This is a genomic window from Telluria sp. RB2R28, assembly GCF_059685835.1.
In genome coordinates this window covers 1,122,804-1,138,425 of the sequence record NZ_JCASIK010000001.1, presented here as the reverse complement: position 1 = coordinate 1,138,425, position 15,622 = coordinate 1,122,804, and the positions used below count along the sequence as shown (strand labels likewise).

Genomic DNA, 15,622 nt, shown 5'->3' with positions numbered 1-15,622 from the left:
TCGATCTCCTGTTGTGTTCTGCGCTGCCGGTCCGGATGACCGGCGCTCACTGTTGTTATGCTTGTTGGTGATGCTTATTCGGTGTAGGTGCCCAGCCGGACCTTGAGGACGGTCGGCGTGGCCGGCAAATTCAAACCGTAATCGGTCTGGTCGCCATTCCAGTTGCGCTCCATGACCCATTTGCCATTCGCGTCGAAGCGCCCTTCTTCGACCCGCGCCAGCATCGACGGCTTGCCGTCGTTGGCGCCGCTGCCGGAGAGCTTGACGCGTGCCTGCTGGCCGACGATGACGAATTCGTTGTCGCCGATCTGCGCGAAAGCGACGCCGCCGCCTGGCTGCTCGGTGCCCGACTGGTACTCGTTCTTGTCCTTCAGGTACTGGCGCTCGCCGAACTGGAACTCCCGGAACTCGACGTTTGCCTTCCAGCCCTTCATGGCCACCGTCTGCGCGGCGCGGTCGTCGCCTTCGGCCACGCCGTAGGTGCGGCCTTCGAACGCCCAGCGCGCCCACTGGCGCGTCATTGGCGCGAACACGCCATACACCTTGGCGAATGGTTCGACCATCCGCTTGTCGGTGTGCTTGGCGCCCAGCGGGTAGTTGCTGTAGTCGGCGTAATCCAGGCCGAACGGCGCCACGCCGATTGCGCCCATGCCCAGGGCCTGGTAGACATAACGCGCGTACCCGGGCGCATTACCCATCTCCGGGATCATCAAGGCATTGTCGGGCCGCTGGAATGACTTGAGGATCGCGGTGACTTTTTTCGATTCCGGCATGTAGATGTCGGGCGCAGCGAAATCGATGTGGGGCGCGGCCGCTTTATAAATATCGAGCACGTCGTAGGTCGGCCCGCCACTGGCGAAATTGGCCTGCCACGGCGCCGTTGCCTCACCGGCCAGCGCTGGTTCACGCAGTGCGTTGTTGACGAACATCGGCAAATCGTAGACGGCACGCCCGGCCTTGGCGATCGACTCGATGTAGCTCGCGATCGCCCACGAATGGAAATACTGATCGGCGTAGTCGCCATATACCTGCGCCCAGGTACCGCTCGTCACGCCCGTGACCTTCGGTGTCTGGCGCGCCACGACAGCGGCCGGCACCGATTGGGCGAACGCAGCCTGCGCGCGGGCGCCGTAATCACGTGCGACACCATACGTGCCCACCTCGTTCTCGACCTGCACCATGATGACGGTGCGGTGCGCGCTGTCGATCTTCTTGATGTGCTCCATCATGCGCACGAACGCGCGCCGATCCAGCGCCAGCGTCTCTTCACCAAACGGCGAATGGCTGTAGACGGTCTTGCCGTCCTTGTCCTTCATGCGCGGAAAGCGCGCGTTGTCGAACTTGACCCATTCCGGCAGGTAGCCTGGCCCGGTATTTTTCCAGGTGCCGAACCAGACGATCACGAGGCGGATCTTGTTGTCGCGCGCCTGCTTCACCAGCGTGTCGAGGAAGCTGAAGTCGAAGCTGCCCTCTTTCGGTTCGATTTGTTCCCACGCGATCGGCATCTCGAGGGTGTTGGCGCGCGCATCCTTCAGCGCGGCCCAGACCTTCGGCAAGGCCGCCGGGTAGTTGCTGGAGTTGTGGGCCTGGCCCGCCAGCATCGTGAACGGCGCGCCGTCGACGATCAGGGCGTGGCGGCCGTTCTTGCTCTCGAGGCGCGGCAGCTCGGGCGCGGCGGGCGCGCCGTGCGCCGTCAAGGCCAGGCACAGTGGCGCGAGATGCGTCAGGCGGCGGGCGATCTGGTTCAGCTTCATGCGGGTTGTCTCCTTCGTGGTGTCGTTTTTTTATTTGAACAGCGAGGCAGACACGGTGCGGCTCTGCCCTTGCTTGAGTTCGACCTCGGTCACCCAGGCGCCGTAGCGCAGCTTGACCTTGCCGTCGTTCGACGGCGCGCGCACGGTGACGGTCTTGAGCAGCCCCTTGCGCCAGACGATGTCGACTTCGAAGCCGCCGCGGGCGCGCAAGCCCTTGACCGAGCCGGTGGCCCATGCCTTGGGCAGCGCAGGCAAGACCTGGATTTCACCGGCGTGCGATTGCACGAGCATTTCCGCCATGCCGGCGGTGGCGCCGAAATTGCCGTCGATCTGGAATGGCGGGTGCGCATCGAGCAGGTTCGGATAGGTGCCGCCCGCATTGTTATGTTCCGAGAAGATGCCGCCCTGCTCGGCGGCGCGGGCGCCCGGCGCGGCCAGCACCCCGCGCAGCATGCGGTGGGCGCGTTCGCCCTCGTGCAGGCGGGCCCAGAACGCCATCTTCCACGCCATCGACCAGCCGGTGCCGGCGTCGCCCCGCGCTTCGAGCGTGCGCCTGGCGGCAGCGGCCAGCTCCGGCGTTTTGACGGGCCCGATCTGGCGGCCCGGGAACAACGCGAACAGGTGCGACACATGGCGGTGCGTGTCATGGGGCGTATCGAGCACCGGATCGTGCTTCTCGTCCAGCCATTCGAGCAGCTGGCCCCAGCTGCCGATGCGCGGGCCAGCCAGGCGGTCGCGCATGTTCGTCAGCTCGGCGCGCAGTTCAGGATCGATGTCCAGGATGCCGGCCGCTTCGACCGTGTTGTTGAAGAGGTCCCAGACGATCTGCTGGTCGTAGGCGATGCCGTCTTCCACCGGGCCGTGCTCGGGCGACCAGCCTTGCGGCGCCACCAGGCGTCCGTCGGGCAGCACCTTCAGGTAGTCCTGCCAGAACGCGGCGGCCTCCTTCATCATCGGATAGGCGGTCTCGCGCAGGAAGCGTTCGTCACGCGTGAAGGCGTAATGCTCCCAGAAGTGCTGCGCGTACCAGGCGTTGCCCGTCTTGTTCCACAGGTAGCCCATCGCGCCGAACGGATTCGACTCGGTACGCAGCGTCCAGCCACGTATTGGCTTGCCATCCGTGCCCTTGAATTCCTGCGCCGTCTGCTGACGCCAGACCGGCGCCAGGCCGTTCACGAAACCGAAGAACGGTTCGGCCAGTTCCGAGAGGTTGGTCACCTCGGCCGGCCAGTAATTCATCTGGACGTTGATGTTGGTGTGGTAGTCAGAGTTCCATGGCGGCGCATAGCTGTTGTTCCACAAGCCCTGCAGATTGGCCGGCAGCGAGCCGCGCGAACTGGCGGTGAGCAGGTAACGGCCATACTGGAAATACTGGGCTTCGAGTTCCGGATCGCCCCCTTCGCGCGTGTAGGCCAACAGGCGCGCATCGGTTGGCAGCGCGCGGCGCTCGGCGAGCGTCGGGCCCAGATCGAGTTCGACCCGCTTGAGCAAGCCGCCCAGATCGCGCTCGTGCTCGACGCGCAGCTCGTCGACCGGGCGCGCCGCCGCCGTGCTGACCTGCTGCGTCACGCGCGCCAGCGGATGGCCGCCTTCGAAGCGGCGCGCCGGATCCATCACGAAGCTGGTGCCGGCGCCCAGCACCAGCGTCACCGAGTTCGCATTCGTAAAAGCGATCCGCTTGCCGTCGACGGCCAGCTTGCCGCCGTCATTCTGCACCTGCACCTGGCTCGCATACGACATCACGTTCGTGCTTGGCGCCTGGTCGGGCAGGACGAAGCCGGCCAGCGTGCCTGCCGCGTAGAGGCGGTTGCCGTTGACGGCCAGGTGGGCGCCGTGGCGGTCGGTCAGCGCGACGCTGCCCGTGTAGCGGCCCGGCTTGTCGGCGGACAGGCGCAGCACGATCACCTGGGCCGGATAACTGGCCCAGGCTTCGCGCTTGTAGTTCACGCCATCGTGCGTGTAGGTGACCGTGTGCACGCCGCGCACCAGGTCGAGCGTGCGGCGGTAGTTGGTCACGCCCGTTGCATGCGCCGGCAGATCGACCAGCACGTCACCAAACGGCTGGAACGCGCCCATCGTCTTGTCGTCGCCAGTCCAGAGCGTGATGTCGTTGAACTGCAGGTGTTCGCGGCCTGGCTGGCCGAACACCATGGCGCCGATGCGGCCATTGCCGATCGGGAGTGCTTCTTTTTCCCAGCCGGTGTCGTTGTCCTGCGCGGGCGCGTTGTAGCGCAATACCAGGTCGGGAGCGGCCAGCGCGGCGCCGGCGAAGGTCAGGCCGAAGCCAAGGCTGGTGGCGGCAAGCGCCAGGCGCAGCGTGTGATTCAAGGTCATTGGGTAACAGGCTTTCCGTGCACGATGCCGCGTCCGGCAGTGCTCATGTAGACAACGCCGAAGCGGTTCATGTCACCGACGATGAAGTGGCCGTCGCCAGGGCCGCCGTACTGGTGCGCGTCATCGTTGATGCGCTGCCAGGTGGCGCCCGTGTCGAGCGAGCGGTAGATGCCGCGCACGCCCTTGACACTGCCCCAGATGAACACCGTCGGATACGTTTTGCCCGGTGCAGCCTTGCCGAAGCCGACCGCGCCGCAATAGTCGATATCGAATACCGGCTTGAAGCTGGCGCCGCCGTCGATCGAGCGCGCGAGGCCCCCTTGTTTGAGCGGGGCCCACAAATCGCCTTCACGTTCGGGCGCCGCGCGGATCAGGCGCGAGCCGCCCGAAGGCAGGCTGGCGCGCGCCGTGAACGTGGCGCCGCTGTCGCTGCTGGCCACCAGAGCGTTGTCATCATACGCGTAGAACACGTTCGCTCGCACCGGATCGGCCACGGCGCGCATCCGGTTGCCCGTCAGGCCGGCGACCGGGGTCCAGGTGGCGCCCGTGTCGCCGGAGCGGAATGAGGTCGTCGAATCCTGCGGCGTGTGCACGAGCGTCGCGCCATCGGCCGAGATGGCAATCTGGCCCCGCTTGCCCTGCATTGCCGGCGTCTTGTTCCAGGTGGCGCCGCCGTCGCGCGTGACCAGCATCGCGTCGCCAACCCGCACCAGGGTGCCGGGCCGGCGCGCCGCCGCGTCCAGGCCCGTGGTGGTGCCGATTTCAGGCTTGTGGATACGGCCATGGCGCGCCGGATCGTCGTGCACGAAGCCGTCGTAGTCGCCGATCGCAGACACCAGCGGCGCGCCCGGCATGCTCACCAGGCCAAGGGGCACCGTCTCTTCCAGGCCCTTGACCGTGAACGTCCAGGTGGCCGGGACGGCGTCGATGTTCGCGGTGCGGAAGATGCCGTTGCCGGACGTGACCCAGACCGCGCGGGAATCGCGGGGATCGAATTCGACCGAACCGGCCCAGTGGATGGCGTGCCCTTCGAGCCATGGCACGCCGGCGGCGTCACGCCGAAAGCCCCGCGCAATCACGTCGGTCCAGGTGGCGCCGGCGTCGTTCGACACCAGGATGCGGTCGCCCTTGGCGTCGCCCTGCGGGATGAACGTGTTGATGGTCGAGACGACGAGCCGGCGCGGGTTGGCCGGATCGACGCTGATGCCGGCGAACGGGCGCGTCCAGCCGGCCGGCGTGACGTCGGTCCAGGCCCCGCTGGCAAGCGCGTAGCGCCAGACCTGGCCCCGTTGCATTGGTTCGGTACCGCTTTTGTCCGGATGCGGGCCGGCGCCGTCGGCGTAGGCGATGTACAGGTTGCCCGCGCCATCGAGCGCGGCGCGTTGCGGCATCAGGCCCGCCGGCCCGCCTGTCACCGGCTGGAAGCTCGAGCCGGCATCGTCGCTGCGGTACAGATTGGGGCCGACGCTGCCAAAGCGCGAGACGCCGACGAACACCCGGCGCGCGTGGCCGGCCTGCACGCTGGCAGGATCGGGAAGCACGATGTTCAGGCCAACGTCGTTCGGCGTCGTCGTGACCGGCAGCGCGTCGTTTCTCTGCCAGGACTTGCCGGCGTCGTTGCTGGTGAACAGGCCGTTGCGGCGCGAGCCAAGGTACAGGCGTGTATTCAATGACTGACTTGATCCCGGATCGACGGCGAGCCGCTCGCCATTCTGTCTGCCGAAGCCATTGCCGTGCGTTTTGAACTGGGCGGTGACGTCGATGACGTCGAAGTTCTTGCCGTAGTCGGTCGAGCGCAGGATGGCGGTGCGGCCACCGTTCAGGTAAGCGATGCCGGCCAGCAGCCAGATGTTGCCGGCGTTGTGCGGATCAACGGCGAGTGCATCGATGCCCAGGAAGCCCGTCTGGTCTTCGCCGACCCAGTCGAGCAACGGATACCAGCGCCCCTCTTTTGCGCTCCAGCGGTAGGCGCCGCCAACGTCGGTGCGGGCATAGGCGACGTCCGGCTCGCTGCGGCTTGGCACGACGGCCGTCACGAAGCCGCCGCCGCCGATGGCGACGCTGTCCCAGGCATAGGCGATGGTCGATGCAGTCGCTGCATTCGCTGATACCCCGGCGCCGGCTGATGACGCTGCGGTCGCTGCACTCGTGACGGTGGCCGTGGCCGTGGCAGCGGCCCCAACGACAATGGCCGCGACCGCGCCCACGAACACGCCAAGCTGGCGCGCGTACGTGGAAGGCATGGTGTCTCCTGATTGTTCTTATGTGTCGCGTGTGGGTTGCGACTATTAGCTTGCTGCAAACCATGCTAAACAATACAGACGACGCTGGCAAGCAGAATGTTCGCGCTAACAAATAAATTTCAGGATACGAACCAGCATGCCAGCCAACTTCTCCACGCAGTCATGATTGCGTATAACATTGAAGACCTACACGAATTCAACACAGGAGATTGCATGAACATCAACGGAGACATGATCATTGGCGCAAGCATCGTGCGCGGCGCTGCCGGCACCGTGCGTGCCTACAACCCGGGCACGAAGCAGGAACTCGAACCTGCGTTCGGCCTCGCCACGGCAGACGACCTGGCCCGTGCCTGCCTGCTGGCCGACGCCGCCGTCGAGCCGTACCGCGCGTTGAGCCTGGAAGAGCGCGCCAATTTTCTTGAAACGATCGCGCAGCGCATCCTCGACCTGGGCCCGGCGCTGATCGAGCGCGCCAGCCAGGAAAGCGGCTTGCCGACGGCGCGCCTCGAAGGCGAGCGTGGCCGCACTGTCGGTCAGCTGCGCCTGTTCGCCAAGGTCGTGCGCGACGGCTTGTTCCTCGAAGCGACGCTCGACTCGGCCCTGCCCGAGCGCACGCCGCCACGTGCCGACCTTCGCATGCGCAAGATTCCCGTGGGCCCGGTCGCCGTGTTCGGGGCCAGCAACTTCCCCCTCGCGTTTTCCGTCGCCGGTGGCGACACCGCCTCGGCGCTTGCCGCCGGCTGCCCGGTGGTCGTCAAGGCGCACAATGCGCACCTGGGCACGTCCGAACTGGTCGGCAAGGCGGTCCTGCAGGCAGCGCTCGACTGCGGCATGCCCGAAGGCGTCTTCTCGCTGCTGATTGGCGAAGGCAATATGATCGGCGGTGACCTCGTGAGCCACCCGGCGATTCGCGCCGTCGGCTTTACCGGTTCGCGCGCAGGCGGGCTGGCGCTGGCGCAAATTGCCAGTCGCCGCAAGGAACCGATTCCTGTCTACGCCGAAATGAGCAGCATCAATCCGGTCTACCTGCTGCCGGGCGCCCTGGCCAACGGCGGCGCCGCACTGGCAGGCGCGTTCGTCGATTCGCTGACGATGGGCGTCGGCCAGTTCTGCACCAACCCGGGCCTGGTGATTGGCGTGGCGGGGCCGCAGTTCGATGCGTTCCGCGCTGCGGCAACGGCAGCGCTGCAACTCAAGCCAGCGGGCACGATGCTGACCGCGGGCATCCATACCGCCTATACGGATGCGGTGGGCATTCGCGCCGGCATCGCGGGCGTGACGCTCGTCGCGCACGGCAGCAGCGAAGGTGCGGGCTGCGCGGCGAAAGCAGCGCTGTACGAGTGCGACGCCACCACCTTCCTGGCCAATCCGGCGCTGGAAGAAGAAATCTTCGGCCCGGTCTCGCTGCTGATCGCGTGTAAGGATGAGGGAGAGCTGCTGGCCGTGACGCGCCATCTGGAAGGCCAGTTGACGGCCACCGTGCATGCGGTCGCGAGCGACCATGCGCTGGCCGGCGCCCTGTTGCCGCTGCTGGAACGCAAGGTCGGCCGCATCCTGTTCAACGGCTTCCCGACTGGCGTCGAGGTGGCGCATGCGATGGTGCACGGCGGCCCGTTCCCGGCCACCACGGATCCACGCAGCACGTCGGTGGGCGCTACCGCCATCGAGCGCTTCCTGCGCCCCGTGTGCTACCAGGACGTGCCCGCAGGCCTGCTGCCCGATGCACTCAAGGACGGCAATCCGTTGCGGATCGCACGCCTGGTCAATGGCGAGCTAAAGCTGCCTGCGTAAAGCTGAAGCTGCCTGCCTAAACATCACCGAAGCAGACCAGCGCTGCAGATCAGGACCGTAGCCCGGCACCGCGGCCCTGGTCTGCCCGGCCCGCTACAGATGCTGCCGTTCGATATCCTCGGCATCCCCTGACAGCATGTGCGCATCGTCCGGGGCGAACGCGAGTTCAACCCGGATCTCGTTGGCCAGGATAACCTTCCCGGCCGGCGGACGATCGCCATCGACACGCACCCAGGACAACGCGAGCTCGCCGAAATTGACGCGGTCTTGCCGCGCCAGCAGATGCGACACATCGAATTCGATCCGTGGCGTGCCGTGGTGCGCTGCGGCGGCAATCTGGAATGCGCCCAGTGTGCCGATGAGCGACGCCTCACGCTCCGCCTGCGACGCGACCACGGCCGGCATGTCGAGGTACAGCGCATAGAAGAAGCCACCCTTCTTCGCGGCTGTGCCCACGGACAAGTTGTCGAATACCAGCTTGACCATTCCCGGCATCTGTCGAGAATCGACGCTGGAGTCGACGCGAGAATCGACGCTGGATTCGTACTCACCACGATCACGGCACAGCGCAACAACCCGTGCGAGTTCAGCCGCATCGCTTTTCGCCAGCCGCAGCAACACCGACACCGATTGCTCATCGAAAGGCACTTGCGCCACGCCACTCACTGACCGTCGTGTGCTCGACAGGCGGCGCCCCGCCACCGTCCTGAACGACTGGAACGGCGGTCGCTCCAATCGCGCAGCACGGGCCGCAGAAGCGGCAGGTACTGGCGGCAGCGTCGTCGGCACGGCGTTGGACGCATACGTCGTGCCCAGCCAGCCGGGGATTCTGGTCTTGTAACGCTCGATGCTCAGACCGCTCGCATACACGTGGTTGCCCGCCCAGTAGACATCGCTGTTGGTCGACGAATACGGATTCGCTGACTTGGGCATGGTCTTGCCCGCTAGCAGAGACCATGCATGCGTCAAGCGATCGACGCTGGCGTGGTGGAGGAAAAAGATGGGGTCGAGCGGCGACTGCATCGTGCTCATGACGCCGCCAATCAGATCATGGACGGGGTTGTGCACGTCTTCGATGCTCGGCTCGAACGCGTTGTATTTGCCGCGCTGGAAATTGCGCACCGCCGATGCGAATGGCGCCAGGCTCAGTGCGCTGTGCACGTTCGAACTTTGCCGGGGCACATACAGCGCATTGCCGGGCGCCGGGTCAGTAAATTCTACTGGCAAGGTCGCGTACGCGTAATAGTTCCAGTACGGCAGTGTGAGAGTCGGATTGCCCGATACGGAGCGCAACTGCTGCTCGAAGTAATACAAGTACCCGCGGTGCCATGAAATGAAATACGGCACCCCGTGCGGGCAGGTGTTGACATGCACGTTGGACCAATAGGACAGTGATCCGGGACTGGCCTGGTTGGGGTTGGCGCGCATCGTCGCAATGGCATTGACGAAGGCAGGATACTGATTGGTGGTCTTGAATTGCTGCCATTCGAGCCGCGGCCCACCGCTTGCCTGGGCCGCCGCCATGCCCGGAAAACACTGTAAAGCAGTGACCCCGATACCGGTTTTTAAAAACCTTCTCCTGGCACGGTTGTGGGTTTTCATCGCATCCCCCCGACTGAACAAAAAAGCTGTACATGTTCAGTCGAGTGTAGGAAAAGATCCGGCCAAAGGCACGCGCACGATTGCCCGATTTAAGGGCGATCAAAAACGCGCCAAAGCGCGTGGCTCACATCGGACAATTGGTGCGCTGCCAGCGATAATTCCAATGAAGCTTAACGCGTGTTGCCGCGCGTCGCGACATCCAGCCACACGGCCAGTGTCAGGATCAGGCCCTTGACGATCATTTGCCAGTACGCATCCACGTCCAGCATCGACATGCCGTTGTCCAGGCTTGCCATCACGAGTGCGCCGACCAGTGCGCCATGCACGGTGCCCGCGCCGCCACGCATCGACGTGCCGCCGATGAAGCAGGCAGCGATCACGTCCAGCTCCGCCGACACGCCGGCCGACGGCGAACCGGCCGCCAGGCGCGCCGTGTTGATCAGGCCAGCCAGCGCGCACATCAGGCCCATCAGGCCGAAGATCCACAGCTTCACCTTGCGCACGTCGATACCGGACAGGCGCGTCGCTTCCATATTGCTGCCCACCGCGTAGATGCGGCGGCCAAACACGGTCTGGCGCGCGATGTAGCTGAACACGCCCAGCAGCACCAGCAGGATCAGCACCGGCAGCGGGATGCCTTCGTAGCTGTTGAAGGTCGAGATCAGCCCGGCCAGCACCGCACCGGCCACCACCACCCGCAGCGCCGAGCGCCACATCGGGATCACCGGCAGCTTGTGGCGCGCCTGGCTGGCACGCTGGCGCCAGACCAGCACACAGGTCAGCACGAACAGGCCAATGCCCAGGATGCTGCCCCACAGCGGCGGCAGGTAGGCCTGGCCCAGCTGTTCCATGCCGGGCGAGACCGGCGCCACCGTGGCGCCGCCGGTCAGCCCCAGCACGACCCCGCGGTACGCCAGCATCCCGCCCAAGCCGACAATGAAGGACGGTATGCCCGCATACGCCGTCAGATACCCATTCAGGAACCCGCACAACAGGCCCGCACCGAGCACGATGAGGACGGACAACGGCAGCGGCAAGCCATGCGTGACATCGAGCACGGCGGCCATCCCGCCCAGAAGACCCAGCAGCGAGCCGATGGACAGATCGATTTCGCCCGCGATGATGACAAACACCATGCCGCAGGCGAGGATGCCGGTGATGGACATCTGCCGCATCAGGTTCGAGAGATTGCGCGCCGATGTGAAGCCGCCATCCGTCTTCCAGCTGAAGAAGGCCCAGATCAGCGCGATCGCCACCAGCAGCGCCAGAATTTTGTACTGCGTGAAAATCCGTTTGAACGTCATCGTGGTCATTGTGTGATTGTGGTTGTCATGCGTGGTGAGGGATCGACGGCGCCGCGGCCGATTGGCCAAGCGCGGCGGCCAGCACCGTTTCCTGGCTCAGGCCCTGGTTGACGAAGTCGCCGTTCAGGCGTCCTTCCTTCATCACCAGCACGCGGTCGGACACGCCCAGTACTTCGGCCAGTTCGGACGAGACCATGATGATCGCGATCCCCTGCGCCGCCAGTTCCAGCATCAGTTTGTAGATTTCGAACTTGGCGCCGACGTCCACGCCGCGTGTCGGCTCGTCCAGGATCAGCACTTTCGGGCCGGTCAGCAGCATCTTGGCCAGCACCGCCTTTTGCTGGTTGCCGCCCGAGAGCGACGTGATGGCCAGGGCCGGGGTGGCGGTCTTGAGCGCCAGCCGGGTAATCTGTTCACTCACGGCGCCCGCTTCTTCGTGCTCGTCGATGCGGCTCGCGTGGGCAAAGCGCGGCAGGACCGACAGCGTGATGTTCTCGGCCACCGACAGGTCGCGCACGATGCCGTGGTGCTTGCGGTCTTCGGGCACCAGCGCAAAGCCGGCGCGGATGGCTTTCAAGGGCGCCGACGTATCGACCTTGCGGCCCTCGAGCCAGACTTCGCCCTCATGCTTGCCCGGGTACGCGCCAAAGATGGCCGTCACGAGTTCCGTGCGTCCGGCCCCGACGATCCCGGCGATGCCGAGGATTTCGCCGCGCCGCACCTCGAACGACACGTCATCGACCTTCTTGCGGCCCGGCTGCTCCGGGTCGTAACACGTGATGTGGCGCGCCTCCATGACCACCTCGCCCACCGGATGCGGCAGCGACGGATACATCTGGCTCATCTCGCGGCCACACATCTGGTTGATGATGCGCTCGACGCTCATCGCTTCCATCGGCGTGGTGGCGATATGCTTGCCGTCGCGGATGACGACGACCGTGTCGCAGATGGCCGCGACTTCTTCGAGCTTGTGCGAGATGTAGACGCAGGCCACGCCCCGGCTTTTCAGGTCGCGGATGATGTCGAGCAGGACCGCGATTTCCGACGCTGTCAGCGACGCCGAGGGCTCGTCGAGAATCAACAGGCGCGCGTTCTTGTTCAGGGCCTTGCCGATTTCGATCAGTTGCTGGTGCCCGCCGCCGTAGTGCTTCACGGGCAGCACCACGTTCACGTCCGGCAGCTTCAGGCCGCGCAGGATCTCTGCGGCCTTCCCGTTCATGGCGGGATAATCCATGCGCCCGCCCGGCAGCGTGATTTCGTTACCCAAAAAGACATTCTCGGCCACGCTCAGTTCAGGCACGAGCATCAGTTCCTGGTGGATGATGATGATGCCGGCGTCCTCGGTTTCGCGCACCGAGCGCGCGCGCAGGGGCTGGCCGTCCAGGACGATCTCGCCCTCCCAGGTCCCGTGCGGATAGACCGCCGACAGCACCTTCATCAGCGTCGATTTGCCGGCGCCGTTCTCGCCGCACAGGCCGATGCACTCGCCCGGGCGGATCGCCAGGTCGATGCCATCGAGCGCGGGCACCCCGTTGAATCGCTTGGCGATTCCCTTCATTTCAAGCAGATAGCCGGCCATCGAAAGACTCGTTTCAAGACGTTGGACCACCGGCCGGCGAGGCTCGCCAGCCGGTTCGCCCGCAGGCGCGGGCGCTGTAGCAGGGTAACGCCGGCTTATTTGCCGGCCAGCTGGCCCTGCGTATAGAAGCCGTCCTTGACCAGCATGTCGACGTTGGCCTTGTTCAGCAGGATCGGCTTGAGCAGGATGGTATTGACGGGCTTGAAGCCGTTATTCAGTTGCGCGTTGTAGGCGGGCTTCTCGTTGCGCACCAGTTGCACCGCCAGCGTCGCGGCGCTGGTGGCGATATTGCGCAGCGGTTTGTAGACCGTCATCGCCTGCGTGCCGGCGATCACGCGGCGCACTGCCGCGAGGTCGGCGTCCTGGCCCGAGACCGGGACCTTGCCGGCCAGCTTCTGCGACGACAGCGCCTGGATCGCGCCGCCGGCGGTGGCGTCGTTCGAGGCCACGACGGCGTCGATCTTGTTGCCGTTGGCGGTCAGTGCGTTTTCGATGATTGCCATCGCCTCCGACGGGCTCCAGTCCTTGACCCACTGGCGGCCGATGACCTTGATGTCGCCCTTGTCGATCAGCGGTTGCAGCACCTTCATCTGGCCTTCGCGCAGGATCTTGGCGTTGTTGTCGGTCGGCGCGCCGCCCAGCAGGTAGTAGCTGCCCTTCGGTTTGAGCGCGACGATCGACTGCGCCTGCAGTTCGCCAACAGCCTTGTTGTCGAACGAGATGTAGGCGTCGACATCGGCATTGAGGATCAGGCGGTCGTACGACAGCACCTTGATCTTGGCTTTCTTGGCTTCGCGGATCGCGTTGTTCAGCACCGTCGCGTTGTACGGCACGATGACCAGGACGTCCACGCCGCGCGAGATCAGGTTCTCGATCTGGGCGATCTGGCGCTGCTCGCTGGCGTCGGCCGACTGCACGTAGACCTTGGCGCCCAGCTTTTCGGCCGCGCCGATGAAGTAGTCGCGGTCGCGGGTCCAGCGCTCCAGGCGCAGGTCGTCGATCGAAAAACCGATCTTCGGATTCTTGGCGTCGGCCATGGCGGGGGCGGATGCGAACAGCATTGCGCAACCGATGCCGACTGCCGTGATGAGTTTTTTCATGCTTGTCTCCAGTGTATTTTCGACGCCTGGACAGTAGGGTCCGGGCGAAGTTCCGACATTCTGCTCAAGAATGGCTATTAATGCCACTTTTAGTCATCGTACAAACTGCGGTTTAGTGGTTATGCCGAGGCATTGCGCCGGCCACGGCCCGGTATGGCAAGGCCAGTTCCATGCAGGCGCCAGTGTGCAACTGGCCCACCGTCGCGCGGTAGATCTCTTGCCACGGCGTCTGGCTTGGCGGGATCGCCGGCGGCGTATCGAGCTTGCGCGCTTCGAGTTCAGCGTCCGACAGCAGCACGTCGCAGCGGCCGTGCACCAGGTCAACGCGCACGATGTCGCCCGTGTGCAGCAGCGCGAGATTGCCGCCGGCTGCGCTTTCAGGCGACGCATTCAGGATCGACGGGCTGTCCGAGGTGCCTGACTGGCGGCCATCGCCCAGCGTCGGCAGGTTGTTGATGCCGCGCTTGATCAGCGCATCGGGCGGCTGCATGTTGACGACTTCAGCCGAACCGGGCCAGCCGATCGGGCCCGCGCCGCGAATGACCAGCATCGTGTGCTCGTCGATGCCCAGCTCCGGGTCGTTGATGCGCGCATGGTAATCGTCCGAGCCGTCGAACACGACGACCTTGCACTCGAAGCAGTTCTCGGCGCCCGGCGTGGCCAGGTAGCGTTCACGGAAGCTGGGCGAAATCACGCTCGTCTTCATGATCGCAAAATCGAACAGGTTGCCCTTTAAAACCAGGAAGCCCGCGTTTTCCTTGAGCGGATCGGCGAACGGGCGGATCATCTCGCGGTCCATCGTCTGGTGCATGTCGATGTTCTGGGCCAGCGTTTTGCCGGTCACCGTCAGGCGATCCGAACGCAACAGGCCCGCCTGGTCGAGTTCCCACATCACGGCCGGCACGCCGCCCGCGCGGTGGAAGCGCTCACCCAAGTATTTGCCAGCGGGCTGCATGTTCAGCAGCAGCGGCACTTCGTAACCGTAGGTCATCCAGTCTTCGGTGGTGATCTCCACACCGGCATGGCGCGCCATGGCCATGATGTGCGGCTGCGCATTGCTCGAGCCGCCGATGGCCGCGTTGACGACGATCGCATCGAGGAACGCGTCGCGCGTCAGGATGTTCGACGGGCGCACGTCTTCCATCGCCAGGCCGACGATGCGCCGGCCCGTCTCGTAGGCCATCTGGCCGCGCTCGCGGTACGGTGCGGGAATCGCGGCGCAACCAGTGAGCGACATGCCCAGCGCTTCGGCCACGGCGTTCATCGTTGACGCTGTGCCCATCGTGTTGCAATGGCCGGCCGACGGGGCCGAGGCGGTGGCGATGTTCATGAATTTCTGTTCGTCGATCGAGCCGGCCGCCAGCTGGCGGCGCGCCTTCCAGATCGCGGCGCCCGAGCCCACCAGTTCACCATCGAACCAGCCGTCGAGCATCGGGCCGCCCGACAGCACGATGGCCGGCATGTCGACCGTCGACACGGCCATCAGCTGGGCCGGCGTGGTCTTGTCGCAGCCGGTCGTCAGCACCACCGCATCGATCGGGTAGCCATGCAGGATCTCGACCAGGCCCAGATAGGCCAGGTTGCGGTCCAGCGCCGCAGTCGGCCGGCGGCAGTTCTCGAAAATCGGGTGCAGCGGGAATTCCATTGGAATGCCGCCGGCATCGCGGATGCCGTCACGCACGCGCTTGACGAGTTCCAGGTGGATGCGGTTGCACGGCGTGATGTCGCTACCGCTCTGGGCGATGCCGATGATCGGTTTGCCCGAGCGCAGTTCGTCGGGCGTGATCCCGTAGTTCATGAAGCGCTCGAGGTACAGCGCCGTCATGTCGATCCGCTCCGGATTGTCGAACCAGTCCTGCGAGCGGAAGCGGAAGGTGGATTGCTTGGTCATGCGGTGATTCTCCAGTGCGCG

The 15,622-nt window shown here is 65.2% G+C and carries 9 protein-coding genes; 1 reads left to right on the top strand and 8 read right to left on the bottom strand.

Annotated features, from left to right (window positions below; translation table 11 throughout):
- Window positions 1–74: 74 nt before the first annotated feature.
- The 3 genes from AC56LV_RS05085 to AC56LV_RS05075 are packed head-to-tail and all read right to left on the bottom strand — an operon-like array spanning window position 75 to window position 6,331.
- Window positions 75–1,754, bottom strand: coding sequence for a GH35 family beta-galactosidase (locus AC56LV_RS05085; RefSeq protein ID WP_499556319.1), 1,680 nt, complete (start codon window positions 1,752–1,754; stop codon window positions 75–77).
- Window positions 1,755–1,784: 30 nt separating this feature from the next.
- Entirely contained in the window at window positions 1,785–4,088 is a 2,304-nt protein-coding gene (locus AC56LV_RS05080) for a glycoside hydrolase family 95 protein (RefSeq protein WP_499556318.1), read from the bottom strand.
- Window positions 4,085–6,331, bottom strand: coding sequence for an exo-alpha-sialidase (locus AC56LV_RS05075; protein ID WP_499556317.1), 2,247 nt, complete (start codon window positions 6,329–6,331; stop codon window positions 4,085–4,087). The genes AC56LV_RS05080 and AC56LV_RS05075 overlap by 4 nt, the downstream gene beginning before the upstream one ends.
- Before the next feature lie 213 nt (window positions 6,332–6,544).
- Here AC56LV_RS05075 and AC56LV_RS05070 point away from each other — a divergent pair, with 213 nt between their 5' ends.
- On the top strand, window positions 6,545–8,125 hold the full coding sequence (locus AC56LV_RS05070) for an aldehyde dehydrogenase (NADP(+)) (RefSeq protein WP_499556316.1): 1,581 nt from the start codon (window positions 6,545–6,547) through the stop codon (window positions 8,123–8,125).
- 93 nt (window positions 8,126–8,218) lie between these two features.
- Here the strand turns inward: AC56LV_RS05070 and AC56LV_RS05065 are convergent, their stop codons facing one another.
- The 5 genes from AC56LV_RS05065 to AC56LV_RS05045 all read right to left on the bottom strand — a co-directional run bounded on the left by AC56LV_RS05065 (window position 8,219) and on the right by AC56LV_RS05045 (window position 15,601).
- Complete coding sequence (locus AC56LV_RS05065; protein ID WP_499556315.1) at window positions 8,219–9,727, bottom strand: tyrosinase family protein; 1,509 nt, start codon at window positions 9,725–9,727, stop codon at window positions 8,219–8,221.
- 170 nt (window positions 9,728–9,897) lie between these two features.
- On the bottom strand, window positions 9,898–11,040 hold the full coding sequence (locus tag AC56LV_RS05060; RefSeq protein WP_499502190.1) for a sugar ABC transporter permease: 1,143 nt from the start codon (window positions 11,038–11,040) through the stop codon (window positions 9,898–9,900).
- Between the two features lie 16 nt (window positions 11,041–11,056).
- The gene (gene xylG / locus AC56LV_RS05055; protein ID WP_499556314.1) at window positions 11,057–12,610 is read right to left on the bottom strand and encodes a D-xylose ABC transporter ATP-binding protein; all 1,554 of its coding nucleotides are present in this window, start codon (window positions 12,608–12,610) and stop codon (window positions 11,057–11,059) included.
- Window positions 12,611–12,705: 95 nt separating this feature from the next.
- Window positions 12,706–13,710: a D-xylose ABC transporter substrate-binding protein gene (gene xylF, locus AC56LV_RS05050; protein WP_499556313.1), complete on the bottom strand. Its 1,005-nt coding sequence runs from the start codon at window positions 13,708–13,710 to the stop codon at window positions 12,706–12,708.
- Between the two features lie 112 nt (window positions 13,711–13,822).
- Complete coding sequence (locus AC56LV_RS05045) at window positions 13,823–15,601, bottom strand: IlvD/Edd family dehydratase (protein WP_332532123.1); 1,779 nt, start codon at window positions 15,599–15,601, stop codon at window positions 13,823–13,825.
- Between the last annotated feature and the right edge of the window lie 21 nt (window positions 15,602–15,622).

Coding starts and splice junctions, on each gene's coding strand:
- AC56LV_RS05085 (WP_499556319.1), bottom strand. CDS start 1,754: ATGAAGCTGAACCAGATCGCCCGCCGCCTGACGCATCTCGCGCCACTG.
- AC56LV_RS05080 (WP_499556318.1), bottom strand. CDS start 4,088: ATGACCTTGAATCACACGCTGCGCCTGGCGCTTGCCGCCACCAGCCTT.
- AC56LV_RS05075 (WP_499556317.1), bottom strand. CDS start 6,331: ATGCCTTCCACGTACGCGCGCCAGCTTGGCGTGTTCGTGGGCGCGGTC.
- AC56LV_RS05070 (WP_499556316.1), top strand. CDS start 6,545: ATGAACATCAACGGAGACATGATCATTGGCGCAAGCATCGTGCGCGGC.
- AC56LV_RS05065 (WP_499556315.1), bottom strand. CDS start 9,727: ATGAAAACCCACAACCGTGCCAGGAGAAGGTTTTTAAAAACCGGTATC.
- AC56LV_RS05060 (WP_499502190.1), bottom strand. CDS start 11,040: ATGACCACGATGACGTTCAAACGGATTTTCACGCAGTACAAAATTCTG.
- xylG (WP_499556314.1), bottom strand. CDS start 12,610: ATGGCCGGCTATCTGCTTGAAATGAAGGGAATCGCCAAGCGATTCAAC.
- xylF (WP_499556313.1), bottom strand. CDS start 13,710: ATGAAAAAACTCATCACGGCAGTCGGCATCGGTTGCGCAATGCTGTTC.
- AC56LV_RS05045 (WP_332532123.1), bottom strand. CDS start 15,601: ATGACCAAGCAATCCACCTTCCGCTTCCGCTCGCAGGACTGGTTCGAC.